Below are 23,155 nucleotides of genomic sequence, written 5' to 3' on the forward strand. Positions count from 1 at the left end.
CGTGCGCTCCGGGTGGCCCATAAATCTAAAGAACATCTGGATGTTTTCTAGATCGCCGCATGGCGTGGTTTTCCTTGTTCACGCCGCGTTGCTTGGCAGCGTCTGCCGGCCGCGGCGCGCATCCCCCCAGCAATCCAAGGAGGGTGCGCGTCATGAGGGGGGTTTGACTTTATCGCCCGCCGGCCTCATAGATCTGCGTGAGCTGGTGCCCGGCCCTGCCGGGTGAAAAGAGAATCTGGTGCAAGCCCAGAACTGCCCCGCAGCGGTGAACGGGAACGAGCCCCCACTACGAGACACTGGCGAAAGGCCGGGAAGTCCGGGGGCAAGAAAGACGGCAAGAACGCCGCAATGCCCGCAAGTCCGAAGACCTGCCTGCTCCCGCCCGCGCACCCTGCGCGGACGGCATGACGCGTTTGCCTCGTGGGAGGGCGATGCGGCAGTTTGGATGGGCGTGCTGCCCTCGGCTGCTGGTTTCGGCCCCCGCGTCAACGAAACCAGAACCCGCCGGAGCCCGCCATGTCTCAAACCGCCCAACACCGTGATCCCCAGCCGTCCGAGGATGCCTCCTCCACCCCGGCCGCCATCCTCACCCCGCTGCGTCCCATTGCGCCGCCCGCCCAGTTGCGCAAGCGCAGCGGCGAAGTCATCGGCTTCGACGCGGGCAAGATCCGCTCGGCCGTCCGCCGCGCGGGCGCGGCCACTGGCGAATTCGACGACGCCGAGGCCGGACTCATCACCGCGCAGGTGGTCAAGGTGCTCTCCCACCGCTTCTCCGGCCGTCTGCCCGACATTGAAAACATCCAGGACGCGGTGGAGCAGGCGCTCATCTCGGCCAACCACTTCCAGACCATGCGCGCCTACAGCGTGTACCGCGAACAGCGCGCCAAACTGCGCCAGGACAAAAAAACCGTGGTGGATGTGGCGGCCAGCATCAACGAGTACCTGGACCGGCAGGATTGGCGCGTCAACGCCAACGCCAACCAGGGCTATTCCCTGGGCGGGCTCATCCTGAACGTCTCCGGCAAGGTCACGGCCAACTACTGGCTCAATCACGTCTACCCGCCAGAGGTGGGCCAGGCCCACCGCGAGGGCGACCTGCACATCCACGACCTGGACATGCTGGCCGGGTACTGCGCGGGCTGGTCGCTGCGCACGCTTCTCGTCGAGGGCCTGAACGGCGTGCCCGGCAAGGTGGAGGCCAAGCCGCCCAAGCATCTCTCCAGCGCCGTGGGGCAGATCGTGAACTTTCTTGGCACGCTGCAGAACGAATGGGCGGGCGCGCAGGCCTTCAGCTCGTTCGACACCTACATGGCGCCGTTTTTGCGCAAAGATGCGCTCGGCTATGATGACGTCCGCCAGTGCATCCAGGAACTCATTTACAACCTCAACGTTCCCTCGCGCTGGGGCACGCAGACGCCCTTCACCAACCTGACCTTCGACTGGACCTGCCCGGATGACTTGAAAGGCCAGCATCCGGTCATCGGCGGCGAAGAAATGTCCTTCACCTACGGTGAGCTGCAGGCTGAGATGGACATGATCAACCGCGCCTACATCGAGGTGATGACCGCGGGCGACGCCAAGGGCCGGGTGTTCACCTTCCCCATTCCCACGTACAACATCACCAAGGACTTTCCCTGGGACGGGCCCAACGTGGACCTGCTCTTCGAGATGACCGCCAAGTACGGCCTGCCGTATTTTCAGAACTTCCTGAACTCCGATCTGACGCCGAACATGGTGCGCTCCATGTGCTGCCGCCTGCAGCTTGACCTGCGCGAGCTGCTCAAGCGCGGCAACGGGCTCTTCGGCAGCGCGGAGCAGACCGGGTCGCTGGGCGTGGTCACCATCAACTGCGCGCGCCTGGGCTACCTTTCACGCGGCAACGAGCGCGACCTCATGGCCCGGCTGGATGTCCTGCTTGAAACCGCGCGCACGAGCCTTGAGATCAAGCGCAAGGAGATCGAGCGACGCATGGACGCCGGACTCTTTCCCTACACCAAGCGCTACCTGGGCAGCTTGCGCAACCACTTCAGCACCATCGGCGTCAACGGCGTCAACGAGCTGATCCGCAACTTCACCGGCGGTCTGGAGGACATCACCACCGAGACCGGCTACGCCCTGGCTCTGCGCGTTTTGGACCATGTGCGCGCGCGCATGACCGAATTCCAGGAGGAGACCGGGCACCTGTACAATCTGGAGGCCACCCCGGCCGAGGGCACCACCTACCGTTTCGCCAAGGAGGACCGCCGCCGCTTTCCGGACATCATCCAGGCGGGCACCGAAGAACAGCCGTATTACACCAACTCCTCCCAACTGCCCGTGAACTTCACCGACGACCCCTTCGAGGCGCTCACCCGGCAAGAGGAGCTTCAGCGCAAGTACACCGGCGGCACGGTGCTGCACCTGTACATGGGCGAGCGCGTGTCCGACGCGCGGGCCTGCCGCGAGCTGGTGCGCCGGGCGCTGACGCGTTTCGCCCTGCCGTACATCACCATCACGCCCACCTTCTCCGTGTGCCCCAGCCATGGCTACCTGGAAGGCGAGCACAAGACCTGCCCCACCTGCACAGACCAGGGCCGCGAGCAGGCCTGCGAAATCTGGACCCGCGTCATGGGCTACTACCGTCCGCGCTCGGCCTTCAACATCGGCAAAAAGGGCGAATACGACGAGCGCGTGTGCTTCCGCGAGCCGGTGCGCAGCGGTCCCGACGATTCCGGGCTCACCGCTTGAACGACGCCGAGAACAGACAAGGGGCGGGGCTCAAGGCGGAAGCGTTGTCCGTCGGCGGCCTCACCCCCTTGAGCACCTCGGACTGGCCGGGGAAACTGGCGGCCACGGTGTTTTGCCAGGGCTGCGGCTGGGCGTGCCCCTATTGCCACAACGCCGCGCTGCGGACCTTTGGCGCCGGCGCAAGGCCCTGGGCTGAGGTTCCGGCCTGGCTGGAAACCCGGCAGGGGTTGCTGGAAGCCGTGGTTTTTTCCGGCGGCGAGCCTTTGCTCCAGCCGGGCCTGGGCGACGCCATGCGCCAAGTCCGCGAGTTTGGCTTCGAAGTCGGCCTGCACACCAGCGGCATGGACCCGCTGGCCCTGGCCCGCGTTCTGCCCCTGTGTCATTGGGTCGGCCTCGACCTGAAGGCCCCGCAGAGCGCCTACGCGCGCATCACCGGCGCACCCGGAAGCGCGGGCACGGCCCGGGAGAGCCTAGACCTGTTGCGCAAAAGCGGTGTGCCCTTTGAACTGCGCACCACATGGCACCCGGCGCTGCTCTCCGAGGGCGAACTGCTTGAGCTCGCCGGTGAGCTGGCCGCGCTGCCGGGCAAAGCCGGGCCGCTCCTCTGGGTGCTGCAGGCTTTCCAGCCCGAGGGCTGCGCAGATGCGGAGCTGGCCGCGTCTGGCCGCGGACACGTGCCAGAGCGGCTCGCGGCCGCGCTGAGGGCCGCCTTGGGCGAGAGCGGGCGACTGGCCGTACGGCAATAAACGGGCACGCCGGCAGCGGGTTCTCCCCGATCACGCACAACATGCCCGCCGATGACCTGCCCACTGCGGCAAGAGTCAGGCGGCTTGGCACGGCAAACAGCGCGGCCTGGGCCCTTGGCAAAGACGTGCCCGGCGGCCGTGGCCGAGTCTGACGATGGGCCTTGGCGGCATCCTGCGGTCTTCTTCATTGCCGCAGCAGCGCGTTATCGCGCATGCGCGTTGATGAACTCCCCCTCCGGCAGGGGCTTGTCGCTCAGTCTTCCCCAGGGGGGGATCATTTTCCCCACAGGAACTCTTCCTCTCTTTCCAACGCCAGCCGGAGCGCCTCGCCCACATGCTCCACCAGTCCGGCCACAGGCGTGGCGGGCGTGGGCCGCGCAAGCTGCCCAAGCAGGCGGTTGGCCAAAGCGGCGACCGCGCAGGCCCCGGGGATGGACCGGCCACCCATGAGTAGGGCGGTGACCATGCCGGTGAGCGTGTCTCCCGTGCCGCCTATGGCCTCCATGGCGGGCGTCTGCGGCCCGGCGATCTCTGTCAAAATACGCCCCTGGCGCACGACCTGGTCGCTGCCGCCTTTGACAAGCATATGCTTGGCCGCGCCGCCGGAATCCCAGGCGCGGCGGATGAGCTCGGCCGGGACCGCGCCGGCTTCCAGCAAAAATCCACGCGTATAAAAGGGGTGCGGGGCCATTTCGTCGGCCAAAAACGCCAGCTCGCCCGCGTCCGGGGTGAACAGGTCGTATTCGACGGCCTGCCCGCTCATCTTCGCCACATACATGAAGCCCGCGTCCGCCACGAGCAGCGGCCGAGCGGACAGGGCCAGCGTAGCCAGAAGCACCTGGTCGTGCCCGGCAAGATCCGGAAACAGATAGTGGAAGGTCAGACCGCGCGGGGCCAGGGACGGCAGGGCCCCACGCAAATGGTCGTACAGCATGCGGCTGCCCCGGCCGCGCCCGGCGTCGCCGACGAGCAGCGCCTGGGGCGGCTCGAGCCCGAGAACCGCGCAGGCCGCGCAGGCCGCGGCCAAGAGCGCCGGCGTGCCGCGCCGCACGGACAGGTCCACACCGCCCACCACAAGGCCCGCGCGGTCCATAGCGCAGGGCCCCTGCAGCAGCCCCACGGACTCATCGGGCACTGTGCCCACGATCAGCCAGGGAGAGGTCACGGCCGCTCCGGCTGCGGGCCTTCCGGCCGCGGGTGTTCGAATTGGCGCTGCGCCTCGCGAAAGGCCAATTCCAGGGCATAGGCGCACAGCGTCTGCCCTGTGGCAAGGGGCGACGGGGCCGCGTCAAGGGTCTGCCCCACGAGCAATTCGGCCAGGGCGGGCACGTCCGGGCAGCCGCCGCCGGAAATGTTCACAATGACGCGGGTGCCCTTGTCCACGGTGAGCTTCATGTTGGCCGCGCGCACCATGAGCCACTGGCCGAAGTCCTTGACCTGGCACAGGGACACGGGTTCGAGCATCCCGGCGCGCACCGGGGCCACGGCAAGCGGCGCGAGCTTCGCCTCCGCAAGGACGCGGCGCGCCAGAGGCTCGCGCACAAGCTCAAATTCCACCACCATGTCGCAGCCGGTGCGCATGTCCGGCGGCGGGCCCATGACGCGCACGGCAAGGCCCGCGGCCTTGAGCGCGGCCTCGGCGCGGATGACCTCCGCCGTGTGGGAGAAAGCCAGGACGCCGCGGTCGTGGCCCTGCCCCCGCGAGCCCTCCTGCCCGGGCCGGGGGGCCTTGCCCCCCCAGCCAAACGGCAGCCTCACGGCTTTTCCAGCACCAGGCGCACGGTCCCCTTGTCCTCGCTGGACGAGACCAGCCGCCAGCCTGCGGTTTTGGCCGCGCGGCCCACGTTCTCCGGGCTTGCGCCGCAGTCGGTGAGCACCTCGATGCGCCCCGTTCCCAGGGCGGCCATCGACTCCGAGGCGATGAGCACAGGCTGCGGACAGGAAAGCCCGCGCGCATCCACGATCTTCGTGATTTCTGCCATGATCTCCCCCCTACGCCTTCTTGAGGTTCATGACGCCGACCAGCAGACAGAAGCCCAACGCCACAAGGGTGGCGGCCATGCCGTTGGGTCCCAGGCCGGCGGGCGAACTGGCCCAGCCCATGGTGTGGGCCAAGCCAGCGGCCACCAGCATGCCGAGCACAAACACGGCCGAGTCGCCGTCGCCCTCTCCCGCCAGGATGAGCTGGCGGCCGGGGCAACCGCCGGCCAGGGCGAAGGCCAGGCCCGAGGCCACCATGCCCAGGAAGTTCCACAGACCGTCCGTATGCGCGATGGGCTGCCCCGCAAAGCCCGGCTTGAACTGCCCCAGAACCAGATTGGCCGCAAAGGCCACCACGAGGAAGGCCAGCACGCCGCTCAACAGGTGCGTCTGCTTGAACAGGAACAGGTCGCGCAGGGCGCCCATGGTGCAAAAACGGCTGCGCTGCGCCAATACGCCGATGAGCAGGCCTCCCGCCAAGGAGATGAACAGCGGCGCATGGGCCGCGCCTGGGCCCTTCACCGAGGCCATGAGCCAACCCAGGGTGCCCGCCGCGGGGTCGGGGGAGAGGAAGAAACGGGCGGACAAAAGGACCAGCGCCGCCAGGGCGATCATGACGCCTGCGGACCAGGATTGCCCCTGGGCGCGGCCCAGGCTGAAGCCGCCTTTGAAGAACCGCGTTCCGATGAACACGCCAACGGCCAGTCCGGCGATGCCGAAGAGGGCGTTGCCGTCGCCGCCGGCCAAACGCAAGAAGGCGCGCCACGGGCAGCCGAGGAAAACCAGCGCCCCGGCCATGGCGCACATGCCGAGGAAAAAGCGCGTGGCCGGGGCCGACCCCGCCCGCGCCCGGAACTCGCCGGTCATGAGCGCGGCCACGAAGGAGCCGAGAACGAAACCCGGAATCTCCGGCCGCAGGTACTGCACCACCGCGGCCTGGTGCAACCCAAGGCTCCCCGCGATGTCGCGCAGGAAGCAGGCCACGCAGATGCCCATATTGGCGGGATTGCCCGCAAACTGCAGCAACGCGGCGGAAAGTCCGATGATTCCGCCCGTTGCTAGAATGCCGGAACGCCCGGCGAAGACATTGGCCATAACCACCCCCAAGTGTTCTGATAAACAACGCCTACCCGAGATGAATACACGGGAATGTCGGAGCGTTATATCAACTCTGAAAAAGAGGCAATCGATATGAGAAATAGAAGGCATTGATACAACGATGCCCATTGCGCCAAAGGCCGGCCGCACCCGCCAGGGCACAACGAAAAGCCGTCAGCCCAAACAGGACCGACGGCTTTCAGAACAAGGTGGCGGTGGGAATCGCAGCCGTTGGGCTACTTCGGAAACTCGAAATAAATCTTCTCGCCCCGACGCTCCACACGCAGGGCGAGCAGGCGCCTGCCGGTGCCGCCTTCGTCCCGCAGGGTTGCGTAGATGACAAGATGATTGGGATCCACGGCCTCGACCTCGATGTCACGGGAGCCGGCTGTCGGCTTAAAGAGGAGCCCCTTGCCCGCTTCGGCCACAGTGGCCCCGGTGAAGGGTTTGCCCTTGGAGAACACGTCCACATGGTAGCTTGCGCCCTTGGGGCAGGGAATTTCTTGCCGATAACCGGGGTAAAGGCCCCAGCGCGGCGGCGGGTCGGTTTCCCAGGTTACATCCACACGGTCGATGCCGGGCGCGCCGCAACCAGCCAACAGCAACGCAATCAGCAGGACTGACGCGATAATAAAGACCAGCGAAACCGACCGCATGGGTAGCCTCCACAAAAGGGGTTACTGCACTGGGTCCATCGTAGCAGGCTTTATGCCAGCGCAGCAACGCAGACGGCCCGGAGCCGCAAAATACGTAATCCGCAGAATATGGAGCGAAACCGCCATGCGTCCGCATCAGGGAGGTGTTGACACCCCGGTGGCCCAAGGGCAAACCGCAGCAATGCGTTCCCCCAAACCGGCCCTGTTTTTTGCGTGCGCCACGATGCTTGCCGCCGCCCTGCTTCTCACCACCGCCTTGTCCGCGCTGGCGGTCGAGACAGCGGCGGAGCGCCCGGAGCCGGCCTCCACCTTCATCTTGACGGAAGAGAACGACTTCTTTGCCGGCACGGACGAGCACTACACCAACGGCATCAAGCTCACCTGGGTTTCCGGCGACCTTTTGCGCTATGCCGAGGACGACCGGCTGCCGCACTTCGTTTTGCCCTATCTGGCCATGCTGCCCTTTGTGAACGAGCCCGGCCAGCAGTACAACGTGGCCCTAGCCCTGGGGCAGAACATGTACACCCCGCAGAACACCGCCACCAAGGCCTACCAGCCCGGCGACCGCCCCTACGCGGGCTGGACGTACATGTCCCTGGCGCTGCACGCCAAAACCGCCTCGCAGCTGGACACCTTCGAAACCACCCTCGGCATCGTGGGGCCCTCGGCCCGCGCGGGCGAAACGCAGAACAACTATCATGTGCTCATGGGCTTCAAGAAGGCCAACGGCTGGAGCAACCAGATCCATGACGAGCCGGGGCTGCTGCTTTCTTGGCAGCGCACCTTACGGACCGCGCGCGCGGACCTTGGCCGCGACGTCGCCTGGGACATCCTGCCGCACTTCGGGGTCACCGCGGGCAATGTGCTCACCCAGGCCAATGTCGGGTTCGAAACGCGCTTTGGCTACAAGCTGCCCTGGGACTTCGGCACGTCGCTCATCAGCCCCGGCGGCGGCGTTTCCGCGCCGGCCGATGCGAACGACCCGCGCCTGGGCAGGGAGTCCGCCTTCGGCCTGCATGTGTTCGCCGGAGCCGAGGGCCGGGCCGTCGCCCGCAACATCTTTCTGGATGGCAACACCTGGGAAAGCAGCCCCAGCGTGACGAAAAAGAATTTCGTGGGGGACCTTTCAGCAGGCATCGGTCTTGTCATGGGCGCAACAAAGCTGACCTACACCCATGTGTACAGGACAGAGGAATATGACGGACAAAAGCGCCCGCAAATGTTCGGTTCCATCAGCCTGTCGCTGACGTTCTAGACAGGCGGAAGCGCTAGGGCTGCGGCGGCGCTTCGCCTTCGGCGGCCGGGGCTTCGCCCTCAACGCCTTCCACTTCACCGGAGTCGCCCACGCCGCGCTGTGCATTCTCCTGCTTACGGCGCAGCTTCTCTTCCTTCTTCTTCTTCTTTGCCAGTTCCTTGGCGCGCTTTTCGTACTGATAGTTCGGCTTTGCCACGGGCCTTCCTTTGTGTGTGCGTTGGACACGGATTATTCCAGTGTCTTGGAGTGCGATCCTACGCTTTCGCCTTATCTCTGGCAACGACTTTAACTTGCCGGCGTCTTTGCTGGGGCCGCACCCTTCCGCACAGGCAGGTGTCAACAGGGGAATTTTGTCTTTTCTCCGGCCAAACACCTGGGAATTTCATCTCGGCCCGGAACCCCATGCTATACTCGGCACAAGAAAAAGACGGGCCCCGGAAAAATCCCGGAGCCCGTCAAAAGGCCTTTCGGCAAGGCAGAGACGCCGCAATCAGATCGGTGCGGCTTCTCCCAAAGGAAGGCTAATTACTCGGCCTTCTTCTCTTCAGCAGCGGCGTCCTTCTTGGGGGCCTTCTTGGCGGCCTTCTTGACGGCCTTCTTGGGGGCCTTCTTGGCAGGAGCAGCGGCCTCAGCGGCGGGCTTCTCAGCCGGGGCAGCGGCGTCAGCGGCGAAAGAAACGCCAGAGAAGGCGAGAACCAGGGACATGGCGATAAGAGCTTTCTTCATGACTTCATCTCCTTAAGGTGCAGACACTGAGGGTACAACGGGAAGGCCCATCCTTCCCATGTGTTCAAGCTTGTACCACTGCCCCCAAAGAGTGCAAGACAAATATATCCTGTAAAGTTGGACTATTGAGATATTTGTCTAGAAATTTTCTTAACCGTTTCAAACGGCTGCGGCCAAAATCCCGCTCTGGAGCTTCGGATGAAACCCTTTCAATTACTCACTTTCCGGCTCGTTTTAAACGCAACAGGCTGCTTTGCGGCCGCCAAAAGGGCTGCACAAACGGCTTCGCCTTGTGCAAAGCTGCGAAGGGTTGGGGGTCATTTGAACCGACAAAACAATACCACCATACTGTCACATTTGAAGGAGCGCCCCCTCAAGGGGGAGCTTGACGACGCCATCGCCGCGCTGGAGACGGAAGCCGTGCGCCGGGCCCTCAGCGGTGTCAGCGTACCGGTGTTTCACCAGGGACGCGAGTGCGGCAACACGGTCAAACACTCGGACCAGCTGCTCATGTTTCTTCTCAAGACGCTGCGGCCGGAGCGCTATGGAGCGGGCAAGGAATCTGCGCAGCCCCTGGAGCGCCGGATGGTGACCCTTGATGTCGATCTTTCCGCCGCACAGGAGGAAATCGAACAAGAGGAAGCCGAACAAAAGGAAATCGAACAGAGAGATTGAAGGACGGACTCTCCGGCGGAAGCGCCCTGAGAGCACCATCGCCAAGCTTTCTTGATTTTTTCATGACAATATCATGAATTCTTGCGCTGCGGATGCGAAATACGGACGATGCTCCCTCTTGCCCCCTGCGACAAGCGGGTGTAGTCCCCCGCGCATGAACACGCGCGCCCCTCTCTTGCTACTGGCCCTGGCGTTTGTCACCTTGCTGCTTGCCGCCTGCGCGGACAAAACCCCGGTCCCGGTGCCGCCGCCCGCGGTGCAGGCTCCGCCCCCCCTGGCCGCGCAGGACTGGCGCCGTCCCGTGTTCTATTACGCCACCAACCGCAATGCGCTCGATGTGGGCCCCAATGGCGCCCGTTACGGCGGCCAGCGCTCGCGCGAGATGTCCTATGGGCAGTTGCTTGTGGGCGCCACCGGCGGGCAGGCCGACGGCTCGGACCTCTACCGCGTCAACATCAGCCTGGACCGGGTGACGCGCATGACGCATTCCCGCGCGTTCTCCGACATTGAGCGCGCCGCGGCGCGCACGCCTGGACGCGAGGTGCTGCTCTTCATCCACGGTTTCGACAACTCCTTCGACGACGCCGCCAAGACCAGCGCGCGCATCGGCGTCGGCATCGGCTTCACCGGCGCCATGATGCTGTACAGCTGGCCCAGCGCCGGCAGCCCGGCCAGCTACCTGGCGGACCGCAACAACGCCTACTGGGCTGTGCAGGGCTTGAAGGACCTGCTGACCGACCTCACCAACAGCCCGTGGATCGGCCGCGTCAGCGTGGTGGTGCACAGCATGGGCAACGAGGTGCTCATCCGCGCCTACAGCGAGCTGGCGGGCGAATGCGCCAGCACACGCGGCGGCTGCGGCAACCTGCGCAAAGTGCGGGCCATCGTGCTTGCCGCGCCGGACATGGACCGCGAGATCTTCCTCGACCAGTACGCCGCCAAGCTCACCCACCTGGATGCCCGCGTGGTGCTCTACACCTCCGCCGGCGACATGGCCCTCACCGCCTCGGCCCTGGTCCAGGGCGGCGACTATGAGCGCCTGGGCAAGAACGTGCTCTGCATCCCCGGCGTGCATGTCACCGATGTCTCGGATGTCAAAACCGACGTGCTCGGCCACTCCTGGATTTCGCAAAGCCGCGCCGTGCTGCAGGACCTGCGTTGCTCCGTCACCGAGAACTGCAACCGCTACAGCACCGGGCTGCTGCAAGAGATGATCTGTCCCGCCAGCATGCGCTACGCCCTGCCCGGCGTGGGCAATCCGGCCGACCGCGCCACAAATGGCGCCTCCTTCTGGCGTTTGCGCGTGCCGCAAAACGGCTCCAGCACGCCCACGAGCGCCGGCTTCGGCTTCAAAATGCCCTCCTTGCCGTCCATTCTGGGCAACTAGCCGCCGCAAAACGCCTCCTGGGGGGCAATGTCCCCTTCCCATAACAATCAAAAGGGCTTGCAGCGCGAAAGCATGCAAGCCCTTTTGATTGTGCCGCCACGCAGCAGAGCAATTTCCCTCTTTCTCGACGCCCGCTTGAGGAATTCTCGGGCGTCCTCCCCTGGGAGAAACGCTGGCGCTCTCCCCGCGCCGGGTTTCGTGCCCGCAGGCCCCAGGTCCATCCCGGCGGCGGCGGACTTGCCGTCCGGGCTCACCCTGGTCCAGATGCGCGGCTGCTCATTATTCGTCTCCATAGCCTACCCCTTCGGCCTTTCAATTGAATATCGCCTCACGACTATGCGGCAAAGACAACATCTGTTCGACAGGGGGGCGCCCCATTCGCAAAAACAGGTGGCCGCCTTGCGGGCAGCCACCTGCGTGTCGATGTGTTGCGTACGCGGCCAGAGCAGAGCCTCCTGCCCCCCAGCGAGAGCTAAGAGCGCCCCCGCCTTCGGCTACGCCTCGTAGCCCCGAGGGCTCTGCGGCTGGTCCCCGGGGTACAGCGCGTCAAAGCCGTCTCGCACCTGGCGCACAAAGTCCTCGTCCCGGCGCGACGGGTCGAAGTAGCGGGGGTCGCGCATCATCTCGCGCAGCCGCTGGGGGGTGAGGCTCTGGGCGGGAGCGGCGTCGCGCCCCTTGAGCACGGATTCGCTCACCATGGGCGCCATGCGGGCAAAGGCCTGGATCACGCGGGCGTCGTCGGCGGCGCCGTTGGCCTCCAAGCGCTCCATGAGCTCCTTGCCGCCAAGGGCCAAAACGGCCTTGCGCGCGGCCTCCAGCACGCTCGTGGCGGCACCTCCATGCACCTGGCGCAACGCGGACAGCTCCCGGTCGCGGGCTCTGGAGCGCTCCGCTTGGTCCTCCTGGGTCTTGTCGATGAGGGCCTGCACGTTCATGGGCACAAACCAGGCGTAGAGTCCGCCGGCCTGGGCATCGCTCAGGCCCAGCTCATGGGCCTTGGCCAAAAAGGCCTCGCGCAGGTTGTCGTCCAGGTTGAACTCTTCCGGCAGTTCGATCTCGGGCAGCTGGTAGTCGGCGGGGCTGGCCGGGCAGTCCGCGCCCGCGGGGCAGGCGCCCAGCGACAAGAGCGACTCCCCGCCGGCGTCGGGCATGGACTCGCCTTTTTTTCCCAGCAAGCGCTGGGCATGCACCAGGGCCTTGATAGCTTCATCCTTGGACGCATACTTGGCCAGGGCGGGGTGCTCGCGCAGGGGCACCTGCACTTCCGCACCGGTTGCGTCGCGTCCGGGCGCGGTCCAGTCTTCCGGCAGGGTCTGCCGCCAGTCGTCCATGGCAGGCGCGGGCGTGGTGGGCAATTTCACATTGCGGGGGCGGGCATCAGGCATGATGGTCTCCTTGTCCTTAGAGGGTGGCTTAGCTGGAAACCCGGCCCTGTGTCGGGCTCCAGAGATCCGCGCCAGTATACCGCCGCTTTTCGGCCCGGATGAAAATGCCCTGTTTTTGGCCGCGAAAAGGACAATATTAGCGCCTTGACAGGGATCTACTCCAGCCACATTTCCGCCGCCTGGTAGATGCGCTGCCCGGTGAAGCCGAGCAGGCGCGTGAACTTGGGCCAGCGCGCGTCCGCCACTGGTCCGGCCTCCACCTTGAGCCCCACGATGCGTTTCTTGCCAAGGCGGTACGCCATGCGTTTGAGCTCTTCCGCGTCTGCCCGCAGCGAACGCAGCACGCCCGGCCCAAAGCGGAAAATCTCCAGGTGGACCTCAAGGCAATCGTCGTGTTCCGCCAAAGCGCCAGCCCCGTAAAGCCCGCGGTCGTCCGCCAGGCTGACGAAGCGGAATCTCTCCATTTTGTCCATGTATGCGAGCGCGGGATGTGCGTTTTTTGTAGGTTGGATGCCCATAGTGTTCTGCCGCCTCCTTGCTCTATCCCCCTCCGACCCTTTCAGGGCGTGGGTTTGGCGCGTTTGCCCCGACGAGAACTTTCCCGGTTTTTTCTGTTGCCAACCGCATTCAACGGGTATATTGAGGGGCGCGTGAGGGGTTGAACCGCCCTGTGCGCGGGTGTTCCGTGTATGGGTTCTGTTTCTGCCCTTGCTCCCGGGCTTAAGACCAAACGCCGCAGGGTTTCTGGTCAAAGGCAAAGGTCCCATGCGGGACTTTCCGGGGAACGGAATTTCTGTTTTGAGTTGTACCACCACAAATAGAGAGGAAGAGTCCCATGAAAAAGCTTTTCGCTGTCATGATCGTTGCTGCCCTGGCCCTTGGCGTTTCCGCTTGCGGTGAGAAGAAAGCCGAAGAGAAGAAGGCCGAGCCCGCCGCTGCCGCTCCGGCTCCCGCCGCCCCGGCCGCTCCTGCTGAAGCCAAGCCCGCTGACGGCGCTGCCAAGCCCGCTGACGCCGCTGCCGCTCCGGCCGCTCCTGCTGAGACCAAGAAGCCCTAAGGCTTTTAGTCTAGCTATTCGAGAGGGGGGCCTTCGGGTCTCCCTCTTTTTTTGTGCCTAAGAAATGCCCGGTGCTTCCTCGCCCTGCTGATGACGCGGCATCACCTCGCCATCGAGCATGCGCCGGATGTGCAAGGCCATGCTGCGTCTGCCCTCGTTGAAGGCCGCACGCTGCGGATCCGGGTTGAAGCTGGTGTCGCGCACATAGGCCCGTGACTCGATGTCGGCCAATACCGCCTTTCCCGCCTCTCCCTCAAACGCGCGCAAGTAGCAATGGTGCAATGTGTTCATATCGTGCATGGCTCTGGGCCCTCCTGTGCGCAGCATAGCACGGGCCTGTGAGGCAGGACAAAAACACCCTGCTTTTGGCCGGTAAAAGGAACGATTTTACCCATTGACAGCGTTTGCGGCCGTCCTGGGTCAGACATGCGCGGAATCAGGCTCTAAATGTCCGTCATCCCCTTGACTTTTTTCTCTCCTCTCCTGATTGTGAAATCAGTCACGTTCATTCGCCTCCCCCCTGTCACGAGCGGAGGCGGCACGCTAAAAAGGATACGCATGCCCGAGACCACGGAACAACGCGCCCGCCAGGACGTCGGCTTTGCTGCAAGACCAAGCCGGGCATATTTTGACCGCAAGGACTACGAACTGCTGCGCATCGTCCGCGATGTCATCGACCGGGACGACGCGCCGAGCCACAAGAAGCTGCTTGCGCCATACATGCACCCCCATGGCATTAAGGAAATGGCCGCCACGCGCGGCCTGCGCATCGCCTATGCCGTGGTGCACCTGCTGGGCTCGTTGGAGACCGGCAAGGCCGAGGACCGCCTCTCCGCCCTGCGCTCGCTTCATGCCGAGGTGCTGACCACGGCGCAAAGCGGCCTGCGCCGCAACACGGCCCGCGTGCTTGTGCAGATCATGAAGGACATGGTGCGTGCCAGCGGCGACACCCTGACCCAGCTCATGTTCGCCCGCGACTTCCGCGAGGCCTGCTCAGGCAAGCCGCGCGTCGTGCGCCGCCACCTTTCCAACTACCACTTGCTGGAAATGCCCGAGGACCAGAGCCAGGTGGCCTTTGACGACCATGTGCACGACGCCAACACCAAGGGCCGCAAATCAAGCACCCACCTGGTCCTCGACGCCTGGATCAAGGGCATCAAGACCCTGACTGTGGTGTATTACAACTACGTGCCGCGCTCTGCCGCGGCCGAGCTGCTTGAGGCGGCGCGCGTGCTTGAACTCAAGGTCCGCATCGGCATCGAGTTCACCCCCCGCTTCCGCGGCCGTTTCCTGAAGGTCATCTGGGTGCCGGGCGGTTTCGCCACTCCGCTGGAGTTCCTCGATTTTCTCGACCAGCCGGCCACGGCGGACTTCATGGCCGAAGGCCGCATCGTTTCGCAGTTCCACCAACGGTATGTCGCGGATGTCTTTGGCGTTTTCAACAACATCCACCGGCAGACCCTGAAGCGGGACTACGCCCTGGACCTGGAGCCCCTGCCCGTGGAACAGTTCCAGCGCTTTGTCGGCGCCGGGCAGGCATCGCTGCAGCACTTGGGCAAGTTCATCCACGAGCGCCTGCTCCCGCTCATGCAGCGGCAGGCCGCGTTCCTGCGCCACGAGCTGGCCAGCGCCACCGGCCCGGAGCGGGAGGAGATCCGCCAGCAGCTCAGCCGGCTTTGCAAGCTCGATACGGACGAGATCATCGACTTGTTCCTCAAGCCCTTGCGCAACCCGACGCTGCAAAACCCCGACATTCCCAGCGACGCCCCCACCGCGCCCGCGCTGCTGCGCCTCTCACCCCAGGAGCTTACCCGCAGGCTGCAGGACATCCACCCGGCCGGGCGCATCACACTCAGCCTGGGCAATCTGCGCGTGGAGGAGGTCCTGGAGATCCTGTACGACTGCAGGGGCGCCATAACGCACCTGGAGATCGTGAACATGAAGGACCGCGCCCTGGGCCGCGAAATCGACCGGGCGCGCATCAACGCCTTGCAGGAGGCCTTGAACACCTCCAACATCATCAAGCTCAAGAAGCTCATCCGCGACATCATTGAAGCCGTGCCGACCAAGAGCGTGCGCGACAAGCTTGAGGAGATCCTTTTCGACATCGCCACCCTGCACGCCTGCTACCGCAAGACGCCGCTGGCCTCGTGCATCGGCACGGACTCCACCGGCCAGTCGAGCCGGCTCTACGGCATGGGCATGGTTGTCGACGAGACCCTGCCGGGACGGGCGCGGCGAGCCCTGCGGAACATGCCCGAGGCTGCCTCCAAGCGCCTGGAGGTGCAGGCCGTGGCCCGCAAGCGCGTCACGGAGCTGCCCGACGACGACCGCGAACCCGAGCGCGGCTTGCTGCACGCCCTGGCCGATGTCTTTCCGCGTCTGCGCTTTCTGGTGCGCCGCACCAGCGTGGAATGGCTGGCCGAGACCTTCCACCTGACCCCCGGCGTGCCCGGCAACGTCTCGCTCATGGGCGGCATCCAGCGCGAGCACGGCGCCGAGTCCGGCCTGGGTCTTGAGCCGCCGGCAACGCCTGCGCCGCCGCGACTGCTGCACCCGCGCTACCTCAACTCCACCCTCAAGATCGTGCTCAAGGTGCTTGGCGGATTCATCCCCGCCGCCCTCACCTTCGGCCTCACCAAGGACTGGTGGGTGCTGGCCTATTTGGGCGCGTTCCTGTGGTTCGGCATCACCGGCGTGCGCAACATCATCCAGATGGTGCTCTCCACCGGCGGGTTCACGCGCTCGTCTTTGCTGCGCTGGAACGACCTGGTCAGCTGGGAGCGGCTGGCCGATTCCCTGCTCTACACAGGCATTTCCGTGCCGCTGCTGGACTACGTCATCAAGACGCTGCTGCTCAACAAGGGCATGGGCATCACGCTCGCCAACGCGCCGCTGACGCTCTACACCGTGGTGGCCCTGGCAAACGGCCTGTACATCATGGGACACAACATTTTGCGCGGGTTGCCCAAAGGATCCGCCCTGGGCAATCTCTTCCGCTCCGTGGTGTCAATCCCCCTCGCCCTTGTGTACAGCGACGCCCTGGTGGTGCTGCTGCAATCCGCGGGGCACCAGGATGCCGCGCTTTTGCTCGAACCTTGGGCGGCGGTCATCTCCAAGCTGGCCTCGGACACCGCAGCGGGCGTCATAGAAGGCTTTGTGGACCGCGCCCAGGCCACGCGCCTGCGCGAGTGGGACTACAAGGGCAAGCTGGCCCAGCTCTTCGACACCTTCCAGAAGCTGGAGCTGCGCTTCCCGCAGGAGGACGTGCTGGCGCTGCTGGAATCGCCCAAGCAGTTCATGCTCACCATGAGCTACGAGGACAAGGGCCTCGAAAACATCATCATCGTCAATGCGCTGGATTTGTTATATTTCTGGATGTATCAGCCGCGTGCCCGTTCCGTGCTCACCAGATGGCTGCAGGAAATGAGCGTCGAGGAACGCAAGGTCTTTCTGCTTTCGCAGTATGTGCTCCTGCGCGAGCGCGAGATCAGTCAGTTGTTCCTCGACGGGCTCGTGGGCAAGAATTTCGCCCGGGCTTTGGCGTTTTATCTCGATACCAGCCGCGAATACCTGGAGGACATCCAGGCCTTGGCCGCGCGGCTCGAAATCTCCTCAGGCCATGAGGCGGCGGCGGCATAAAAAAAGGGCGGCGCCGCAGCAACCGCCCTTGATGGACCACAAATGCCGGACGGCTCAGCCGCCGGTCAGCAGCAAATCGGCCATGAGCACCTGCCGCGCGCGCCGCTCGTCCAGCTTTTTGCCCGTCCAGACCTCGAACTGCGCCAAACCTTGGTGCAAAAACATGGACAGGCCGGAGAGACAGGCCACGCCAGCGGCCTGTGCGTCTTCAAGCAGCTTGGTGCGCACGGGGTTATAGACCAGGTCGAACACCAGGGACACGCCGCCGAAACCGTCGGCGGGCCAGGGCGATTTGCCCAGGTTGTCGCCCAACATGCCCAGCGGCGTTGTGTTGAGCACCAGGGACCAGGTCCCGAGGCGCTCTTCCCACGCAATGGCCCGCAGACCGAAATCCGCTGCCAGCTTTTCCGCCTTGGCCGCCGTGCGGTTCGCCACGGCGATGTCCGGCACGCCAAGCTCCTTGAGCGCCGCGCAGGCGGCCCGGGCGGCGCCGCCCGCCCCAAGCACCAGGGCGTTCTTCAACGCGTCCTTATGGGGCAACAGCGGGACCATGAGCCCCCACACGTCGGTGTTGTCTCCCCAAAGCTTGCCGTCGCGCCAGAAGAGCGTGTTCACCGCGCCCACGGCCTTGGCCCTGTCGGTCAGCCCATCCAGATAAGGCATGACCGTCTGCTTGTGCGGAATGGTGACGCTGACGCCGCGGATGTGCCGGGCGCGCACCTCGGCCATGAAGGCCTTGAGCTTGGCCGGTTCCGTCGGCCAGGGCACATAGGTCCCCAGCAGCCCGGATTCCTTGAGCCCCCAGTTGTGCAGCAACGGGCTTTTGCTGTGCCCCAGGGGCCAGCCGATGATGCCGTACTGACCCTGGGGCTTTTTCTTCGCGTTCAACTGCACGCTATTTCTTCTTTGCGACGGGCTTTTTGGCGGCTGGCTTCTTGGCCTTGGCCGCGGTTTTCACAGGCTTCGCAGGTGCCTTGCCAGGAGCCTTGGCCGGAGCTTTTTTCGCGCCGGGAGCGGCCGCAAGCTGCTTTCTGGCGTACTCGGCCCCAAGGCGCAGAGCTTTGACGTTCAGCTCCACAATCTTGGCGGGCATGACGGCGGAGAGGCAGCCCTCCACGGTTTCCAGCTTCACCATGCCCGTGGCCGCAACATATGCGCCCAGCATGATGGTGTTCACGGCGCGGGCGTTGCCCACCTGGTCGGCCAGCTCGTTGGCCGGCACCAGCACGGTGCGGATGCGCCCGCCCTTTTCCACCAGTTCCGGGTCCACCAGGGACGAATTGACGAGTTGGATGCCGCCGTCGGCCAGCTTGGGCTGGAACTTGTCCAGGCTGGGGCGGTTCATGACGATGAGGCTTTTGGGCGTGTTGATGATGGGCGAGCCGATTTCCTCCTCGGACAGGACCACAGTGCAGTTGGCCGTGCCGCCGCGCATCTCCACGCCGTAGACGGGAATGTAGGTGACGTTCAGCTTTTCGCGCATGCCGGCGTAGGCCAGCAGGTTGCCGATCAAGAGCACGCCCTGCCCGCCGAAGCCGGCCATGATGACGTCGATGTAACGCTTCATTATTCGCCTCCCGAAACCAGCGACCCGCAGGTGCCGTCCGCGACAACGTCCCGGTACACGCCCAGCGGGAAGTACGGGATCATTTCGTCGGTGATGCGCTTGTTGGCGGCCACCGGAGACATGCGCCAGTTGGTGGGGCAGCCGGACAAGAGCTCCACGAAGCCGAAGCCAAGGCCCTTGGTCTGCACCTCGAAGGCCTGGCGCATGTACTTCTTGGCCTGGCGGATGTTCTTCACGGAATCAAGCGAGCCGCGCGCGCAAAAGGCAGTGCCGCCCAGCTGGGCGATGATCTCGGCCATGCGGATGGGCGAGCCTTCGCGGTCCTTGCAGCGACCGCCGGGGCAGGTGGTGGTCTTTTGGCCGATGAGCGTGGTCGGGGCCATTTGGCCGCCGGTCATGCCGTAGACCGTGTTGTTGACGAAGACCACGCTGATGCGCTCGCCGCGGTTGGCGGCGTGCATGATCTCGGCCATGCCGATGGAGGCCAGGTCGCCGTCGCCCTGGTAGGTGAACACGAACTTGTCCGGCCGGGCGCGCTTGACGCCCGTGGCCACGGCCGGGGCGCGGCCGTGCGGCGATTCGACCCCGTCGGCGTTGATGTAGTTGTACAAGAACACGGAGCAGCCGATGGAGGCCACGGCGATGGTGTTCTCGGCCAGCTGCATTTCGTCCAGCAGTTCGGCCACCATGCGGTGGGCGATGCCGTGATGGCAGCCGGGGCAATAATGCGTGGCGCGGTCCACAAGGGAGGCGGGCCGGGTGAAGACCAGCTCTTCCTGTGCCGCCGCGGCGGAAGTGGGCTTGGACATGTTATTTCCTCCCCAGGGCGCGCAGAATGGGCGCTTCGAAATCGTCCGGGCTCGGCATGTTGCCGGGGTAGACGCAGAACAGGTCCGAGTCGGCGTGCCTGCGCACGGACAAGCGGACGTCCTCGACCATCTGGCCCAGATTGTGCTCGATGGTCAGGAAGCGCTTGCCTTCTTTGGCCAGCTTTTCCAGCGCCTTTTCCGGGAAGGGGTACAAGGTCTTGGGCCGGAACAGGCCGACCTTCTTGCCCTTGGCGCGCAGGGCGCGCACCGCGTTCTTGGCGATGCGGCCGATGGAGCCGTACGCCACCACCACAAGCTCCGCGTCCTTGACCTCGAAGGTCTCGAAGTCGGCGAGCTTCTTCCAGGCATCGTACTTGGCCTGCAGCTTCATATTCTGCCCGGCCAGCTCTCCGTCCATGAGGAAGAGCGACTTGATGATGCGGTGCTCCCGCCCCTTGGCCCCGATGAGACGCCAGTCGCCGCCTTCCTCGGGGTCCACGGCCTTGGGCTCGCGCGGGACGATGGGCTCCTTCATCTGGCCGATGATGGCGTCGCCCAGGATGAGCACGGGGTTCTTGGACGCGAACGCCAGGTCAAAGGCATCAAAGGTCATGTCGTAGGCTTCCTGCGCGCTGGAGGGCGCAAGGACCAGCAGGCGATAGTCGCCGTGGCCGCCGCCGCGCGTGGACTGGAAGTAGTCGCCCTGGCTGGGGCCGATGTCGCCCAGGCCTGGGCCGCCTCTGTTCATGTTCACGATGACGGCGGGGATCTCGCTGCCGGCCATGTAGCTGATGGCCTCCTGCTTCAGGCTCATGCCCGGCGAGGAGGAGCTCGTCATGGCGCGGATGCCGCAGGCGCCTGCGCCCAGCAGCATGTTGGCCGCGGCCACTTCGCTCTCGGCCTGCACGAACTCGCCCCCGGCTTCGACCAGGTGCTTGCTCATGAACTCCGGAATGTCGTTCTGCGGGGTGATGGGGTAGCCGAAGAAGCACCGGCACCCGGCGGCCAAAGCGCCCATGGCGATGGCTTCATTGCCCTTGACGAAAAGTCTTTCCTTTTTGCCTGCCATGCGCCCTCCTAAGCAGCCTTTTTGGGCTTTTTGCTGCGCCAGACTTCGATGGCCACGTCCGGGCAGATGGTGGCGCAGGACGCGCACCCGGTGCATTTGTCCAGGCTCTCGGCCGGGACCTCGGCCACCTTGTAGCCGTGCTGATTGATGCGCTCGCTCTGCCGGATGATCTCCACCGGGCAGACCTGGGTGCACAGGAGACAGCCTTTGCAGCGCTCCTCTGATACGGTGATGCGGGACATGGGACACCCCTTTCGCCGCCGCGAGCTTTCGCCACGCCGGCCTTGTCAGTAACTTTCGATCACACGATGAGCATGGCGTCGCCGTAGGAAAAGAAACGGAAGCCCTGGGCGAGCGCCAAAGCATAGGCGGCCATGATGCGTTCGCGGCCCGCCAGGGCCGAAACCATAATCAGGAGACTTGATTCTGGCAAATGGAAATTGGTGAGCAACGCGTCCACGACGTTGAAGCTTCTGCCCGGAATAATGTAGATTTCCGTCTCGCCGGCAAAGGCCTCCACCTGGCCCGTGGCCGCGTACATGCCCTCCAGGCTGCGCGCGCTGGTGGTGCCAACGGCCACAACGGGAACGCCCGCCGCCTTGGCCTCGCGTATCGCCTTGGCCGTCGCCTCGGGCACTTCGACATATTCCGCGTGCATCTTGTGCTCGCGGATGTCGCCCTCGCGCACGGGGCTGAAGGTGCCGTAGCCGACGTAGAGCGTGACCTCGGCCCAGGCGATGCCCTTTTGCGCCAAAGCGCCGCGCACCTCTGGCGTAAAGTGCAACCCGGCCGTGGGGGCCGCAACGCTGCCGGCCTTTGCCGCGTCGGCGTACACGGTCTGATAGCGCTCGCGGTCCGCGGCGTCGTCCGCCCGCTCAAGATACGGCGGCAGCGGCATATGCCCGATTTCGTTCAATATATCTCCAAGGCTTCCAGCCCACTCCAAGCGCACGCGGCACCGGCCGAAGTCGCCTCGTTCCAGCAGCGTCACCGTCAGGGGCGCATCGAACAACGCGGCCTCGCCCACCTTCATGCGCTTGGCCGTGCGCACCAGGCCCTCGGCCTCGGCGCTTTGGCGGCCGTCGGGCAAAGGTTTCACGTGAAGCAGCGGCAGCGGCGTGAGCAAGAGCAGCTCCACGCGCCCGCCGGTGGCTCGCTTGCCGAAGATTCTCGCCGGGAACACGCGGGAATTGTTCGCCACCAGCAGCGCGCCCTGGGGAAAGCGCTTTGCCAAGATCTCCGGCAGATTCGCAAAGGCGTCCACGCGCGGCGCCGCCTCCTCCCGGTCGAGCACAAGCAGGCGCGAGCCGTCGCGGCGCTCGGCCGGTCTGCGGGCGATCTGCTCCTCGGGCAGTTCGTACACATAGCTGCTTAGGCGAAACTCGGCGGGAATATCCAGACGGTCAGGTGCATTTTCTTTCGTGTGCATGGTCGATGCATCTTAACCATTCCCCTTGTGATCGCAACCCTAGACCAAGCGGCCCCCGCGCACAGCCGACTCGATCATCCGCTCACCCCGCCATCATCACCCCCGCAAACCCGCGACTGCCGCTAGTTTTCCCTTGATCTTCAGCCTGATCCTGGTATGGACGGGACATGGAACTCCTGGCTCTCAGCGATATCGCCAAGCACACCGGCATCCCCGCTCCCACGGCGCGCCGTTACGCCGCGCTGTTCAAGGATTATCTCTCCGGGCGCCGTCTGGGCCGCATGACCCGCTACCCTGAAGAGTCGGTGGCGATCTTCCAGCGCATCAGCGAACTCTACACCGAAGGCCGCATCACTGCGGAAATCGAAGAAATGCTACGCAAAGAATTTCCCCGCACCATTGAAGTGGGCCCCGCGGCCGAGCCCCTGGCCTTGCCCGCCATGACGCAGGACCTGCCGGAGCATTTGGCCGAGGTCCTCTCCGATGCCCTTTCCGAAGCGCTTTCGAACTCCATCTCCCAATTTTCCAGCGCCCTCGACAAGTTGTCCGAGCAGAAGACCAGCCTGGACTCGCACCAGACCGACATCAACAAGCTGAAGAACGGCTTTGTGCTGCTTGCGCGCAACCTCAAGCGCGTGGCCAAACGCGAACAGGCCGATGTCGCCTCACAGGTGGAAACGCTGGCTGAGCGGGTCAAGACCATGGAGCCCAAGCTCGCCGTCATGGAAGAAATTTCGCTGACGCTGACCAGCGACAACGCCGACCTCAAAGCTCGGCTTTCCGCTCAGGAAGTCGAACTGCGCAGGCTGCGCGAGGACCGCGACCGGCTCGAGGCCCAGCTGAAACGGGCAAACGGCCTTGGAGCCTAGACGCCATAAATGATCCCACATATATGGCGTTGAGCTTTCTCTAGCTTTAGTCTAGATTATCAGCGTCACCACTTCGCA

At 64.8% G+C, this 23,155-nt stretch carries 23 protein-coding genes, 1 pseudogene and 1 riboswitch; of the genes and pseudogenes, 8 read left to right on the plus strand and 16 right to left on the minus strand.

What is annotated here, in order from left to right; genetic code table 11:
- The first annotated feature begins 186 nt into the window (after positions 1-186).
- Positions 187-390, plus strand: a riboswitch (cobalamin riboswitch).
- Positions 391-516: 126 nt separating this feature from the next.
- Both ACYQ4W_RS12860 and ACYQ4W_RS12865 read left to right on the plus strand, forming a co-directional pair.
- Positions 517-2,727, plus strand: a complete 2,211-nt coding sequence (locus ACYQ4W_RS12860; protein WP_459857299.1) for a ribonucleoside triphosphate reductase — start codon at positions 517-519, stop codon at positions 2,725-2,727.
- The gene (locus tag ACYQ4W_RS12865; RefSeq protein ID WP_459857302.1) at positions 2,724-3,473 is read left to right on the plus strand and encodes an anaerobic ribonucleoside-triphosphate reductase activating protein; all 750 of its coding nucleotides are present in this window, start codon (positions 2,724-2,726) and stop codon (positions 3,471-3,473) included. Before ACYQ4W_RS12860 ends, ACYQ4W_RS12865 begins: the two co-directional genes overlap by 4 nt.
- Before the next feature lie 274 nt (positions 3,474-3,747).
- On the opposite strand, the gene ACYQ4W_RS12870 is transcribed toward ACYQ4W_RS12865, so the two are convergent.
- The 5 genes from ACYQ4W_RS12870 to ACYQ4W_RS12890 all read right to left on the minus strand — a co-directional run bounded on the left by ACYQ4W_RS12870 (position 3,748) and on the right by ACYQ4W_RS12890 (position 7,207).
- Positions 3,748-4,638 carry an NAD(P)H-hydrate dehydratase gene (locus ACYQ4W_RS12870; RefSeq protein WP_459857304.1) on the minus strand — a complete coding sequence of 297 codons (891 nt, stop codon included), beginning with the start codon at positions 4,636-4,638 and terminating at the stop codon, positions 3,748-3,750.
- A complete protein-coding gene (locus ACYQ4W_RS12875; RefSeq protein WP_459857306.1) occupies positions 4,635-5,231 on the minus strand; it encodes a putative Se/S carrier protein in 597 nt (198 codons plus the stop codon). The genes ACYQ4W_RS12870 and ACYQ4W_RS12875 overlap by 4 nt, the downstream gene beginning before the upstream one ends.
- A complete protein-coding gene (locus ACYQ4W_RS12880; RefSeq protein WP_459857308.1) occupies positions 5,228-5,455 on the minus strand; it encodes a sulfurtransferase TusA family protein in 228 nt (75 codons plus the stop codon). The genes ACYQ4W_RS12875 and ACYQ4W_RS12880 overlap by 4 nt, the downstream gene beginning before the upstream one ends.
- 10 nt (positions 5,456-5,465) lie before the next feature.
- Positions 5,466-6,548, minus strand: coding sequence for a YedE family putative selenium transporter (gene yedE / locus ACYQ4W_RS12885; RefSeq protein ID WP_459857310.1), 1,083 nt, complete (start codon positions 6,546-6,548; stop codon positions 5,466-5,468).
- A 239-nt stretch (positions 6,549-6,787) separates the two neighbouring features.
- Positions 6,788-7,207, minus strand: coding sequence for a hypothetical protein (locus ACYQ4W_RS12890; RefSeq protein ID WP_459857313.1), 420 nt, complete (start codon positions 7,205-7,207; stop codon positions 6,788-6,790).
- A gap of 223 nt (positions 7,208-7,430) precedes the next feature.
- Between ACYQ4W_RS12890 and ACYQ4W_RS12895 the strand changes: the two genes are divergently transcribed.
- Positions 7,431-8,462 (plus strand): lipid A deacylase LpxR family protein, encoded by a 1,032-nt coding sequence (locus ACYQ4W_RS12895; protein WP_459857316.1) that lies wholly within the window; start codon positions 7,431-7,433, stop codon positions 8,460-8,462.
- 13 nt (positions 8,463-8,475) lie between these two features.
- Here ACYQ4W_RS12895 and ACYQ4W_RS12900 read toward each other — a convergent pair whose 3' ends face one another.
- Both ACYQ4W_RS12900 and ACYQ4W_RS12905 read right to left on the minus strand, forming a co-directional pair.
- The gene (locus ACYQ4W_RS12900; RefSeq protein WP_459857318.1) at positions 8,476-8,658 is read right to left on the minus strand and encodes a hypothetical protein; all 183 of its coding nucleotides are present in this window, start codon (positions 8,656-8,658) and stop codon (positions 8,476-8,478) included.
- Positions 8,659-8,987: 329 nt separating this feature from the next.
- Positions 8,988-9,188: a hypothetical protein gene (locus ACYQ4W_RS12905; protein ID WP_459857320.1), complete on the minus strand. Its 201-nt coding sequence runs from the start codon at positions 9,186-9,188 to the stop codon at positions 8,988-8,990.
- Positions 9,189-9,386: 198 nt separating this feature from the next.
- Here ACYQ4W_RS12905 and ACYQ4W_RS12910 point away from each other — a divergent pair, with 198 nt between their 5' ends.
- Together ACYQ4W_RS12910 and ACYQ4W_RS12915 are read left to right on the plus strand one after the other, a co-directional pair.
- The gene (locus ACYQ4W_RS12910; RefSeq protein ID WP_459857322.1) at positions 9,387-9,863 is read left to right on the plus strand and encodes a hypothetical protein; all 477 of its coding nucleotides are present in this window, start codon (positions 9,387-9,389) and stop codon (positions 9,861-9,863) included.
- A 154-nt stretch (positions 9,864-10,017) separates the two neighbouring features.
- A complete protein-coding gene (locus ACYQ4W_RS12915) occupies positions 10,018-11,250 on the plus strand; it encodes an alpha/beta hydrolase (RefSeq protein ID WP_459857324.1) in 1,233 nt (410 codons plus the stop codon).
- A gap of 494 nt (positions 11,251-11,744) precedes the next feature.
- On the opposite strand, the gene ACYQ4W_RS12920 is transcribed toward ACYQ4W_RS12915, so the two are convergent.
- The gene (locus tag ACYQ4W_RS12920) at positions 11,745-12,635 is read right to left on the minus strand and encodes a hypothetical protein (RefSeq protein WP_459857326.1); all 891 of its coding nucleotides are present in this window, start codon (positions 12,633-12,635) and stop codon (positions 11,745-11,747) included.
- A 155-nt stretch (positions 12,636-12,790) separates the two neighbouring features.
- A complete protein-coding gene (locus ACYQ4W_RS12925; RefSeq protein ID WP_459857329.1) occupies positions 12,791-13,099 on the minus strand; it encodes a hypothetical protein in 309 nt (102 codons plus the stop codon).
- A gap of 371 nt (positions 13,100-13,470) precedes the next feature.
- Here ACYQ4W_RS12925 and ACYQ4W_RS12930 point away from each other — a divergent pair, with 371 nt between their 5' ends.
- A complete protein-coding gene (locus ACYQ4W_RS12930; RefSeq protein ID WP_459857331.1) occupies positions 13,471-13,692 on the plus strand; it encodes a hypothetical protein in 222 nt (73 codons plus the stop codon).
- A gap of 57 nt (positions 13,693-13,749) precedes the next feature.
- Here ACYQ4W_RS12930 and ACYQ4W_RS12935 read toward each other — a convergent pair whose 3' ends face one another.
- Entirely contained in the window at positions 13,750-13,992 is a 243-nt protein-coding gene (locus tag ACYQ4W_RS12935) for a Bbp19 family protein (protein WP_459857334.1), read from the minus strand.
- Between the two features lie 258 nt (positions 13,993-14,250).
- Between ACYQ4W_RS12935 and ACYQ4W_RS12940 the strand changes: the two genes are divergently transcribed.
- Positions 14,251-17,334 carry a hypothetical protein gene (locus ACYQ4W_RS12940; RefSeq protein WP_459857336.1) on the plus strand — a complete coding sequence of 1,028 codons (3,084 nt, stop codon included), beginning with the start codon at positions 14,251-14,253 and terminating at the stop codon, positions 17,332-17,334.
- A gap of 54 nt (positions 17,335-17,388) precedes the next feature.
- Here ACYQ4W_RS12940 and aroE read toward each other — a convergent pair whose 3' ends face one another.
- The 6 genes and pseudogenes from aroE to queA all read right to left on the minus strand — a co-directional run bounded on the left by aroE (position 17,389) and on the right by queA (position 22,208).
- The gene (gene aroE, locus ACYQ4W_RS12945) at positions 17,389-18,228 is read right to left on the minus strand and encodes a shikimate dehydrogenase (RefSeq protein ID WP_459857339.1); all 840 of its coding nucleotides are present in this window, start codon (positions 18,226-18,228) and stop codon (positions 17,389-17,391) included.
- A gap of 139 nt (positions 18,229-18,367) precedes the next feature.
- Positions 18,368-18,901: pseudogene (locus tag ACYQ4W_RS12950) on the minus strand (2-oxoacid:ferredoxin oxidoreductase subunit gamma family protein); the annotation flags it as partial.
- Positions 18,901-19,710 (minus strand): thiamine pyrophosphate-dependent enzyme, encoded by an 810-nt coding sequence (locus ACYQ4W_RS12955; protein ID WP_459857341.1) that lies wholly within the window; start codon positions 19,708-19,710, stop codon positions 18,901-18,903. The pseudogene ACYQ4W_RS12950 and the gene ACYQ4W_RS12955, both read right to left, overlap by 1 nt.
- Position 19,711: 1 nt before the next feature.
- Positions 19,712-20,779 (minus strand): 3-methyl-2-oxobutanoate dehydrogenase subunit VorB, encoded by a 1,068-nt coding sequence (locus ACYQ4W_RS12960; protein WP_459857343.1) that lies wholly within the window; start codon positions 20,777-20,779, stop codon positions 19,712-19,714.
- Positions 20,780-20,787: 8 nt separating this feature from the next.
- A complete protein-coding gene (locus ACYQ4W_RS12965; RefSeq protein WP_459857345.1) occupies positions 20,788-21,021 on the minus strand; it encodes a 4Fe-4S dicluster domain-containing protein in 234 nt (77 codons plus the stop codon).
- 59 nt (positions 21,022-21,080) lie between these two features.
- Positions 21,081-22,208: a tRNA preQ1(34) S-adenosylmethionine ribosyltransferase-isomerase QueA gene (queA, locus tag ACYQ4W_RS12970; protein WP_459857348.1), complete on the minus strand. Its 1,128-nt coding sequence runs from the start codon at positions 22,206-22,208 to the stop codon at positions 21,081-21,083.
- A 167-nt stretch (positions 22,209-22,375) separates the two neighbouring features.
- Between queA and ACYQ4W_RS12975 the strand changes: the two genes are divergently transcribed.
- Positions 22,376-23,077: a hypothetical protein gene (locus ACYQ4W_RS12975; protein WP_459857351.1), complete on the plus strand. Its 702-nt coding sequence runs from the start codon at positions 22,376-22,378 to the stop codon at positions 23,075-23,077.
- Positions 23,078-23,155: the final 78 nt, after the last annotated feature.

The sequence above is a fragment of the Humidesulfovibrio idahonensis genome (assembly GCF_054657715.1).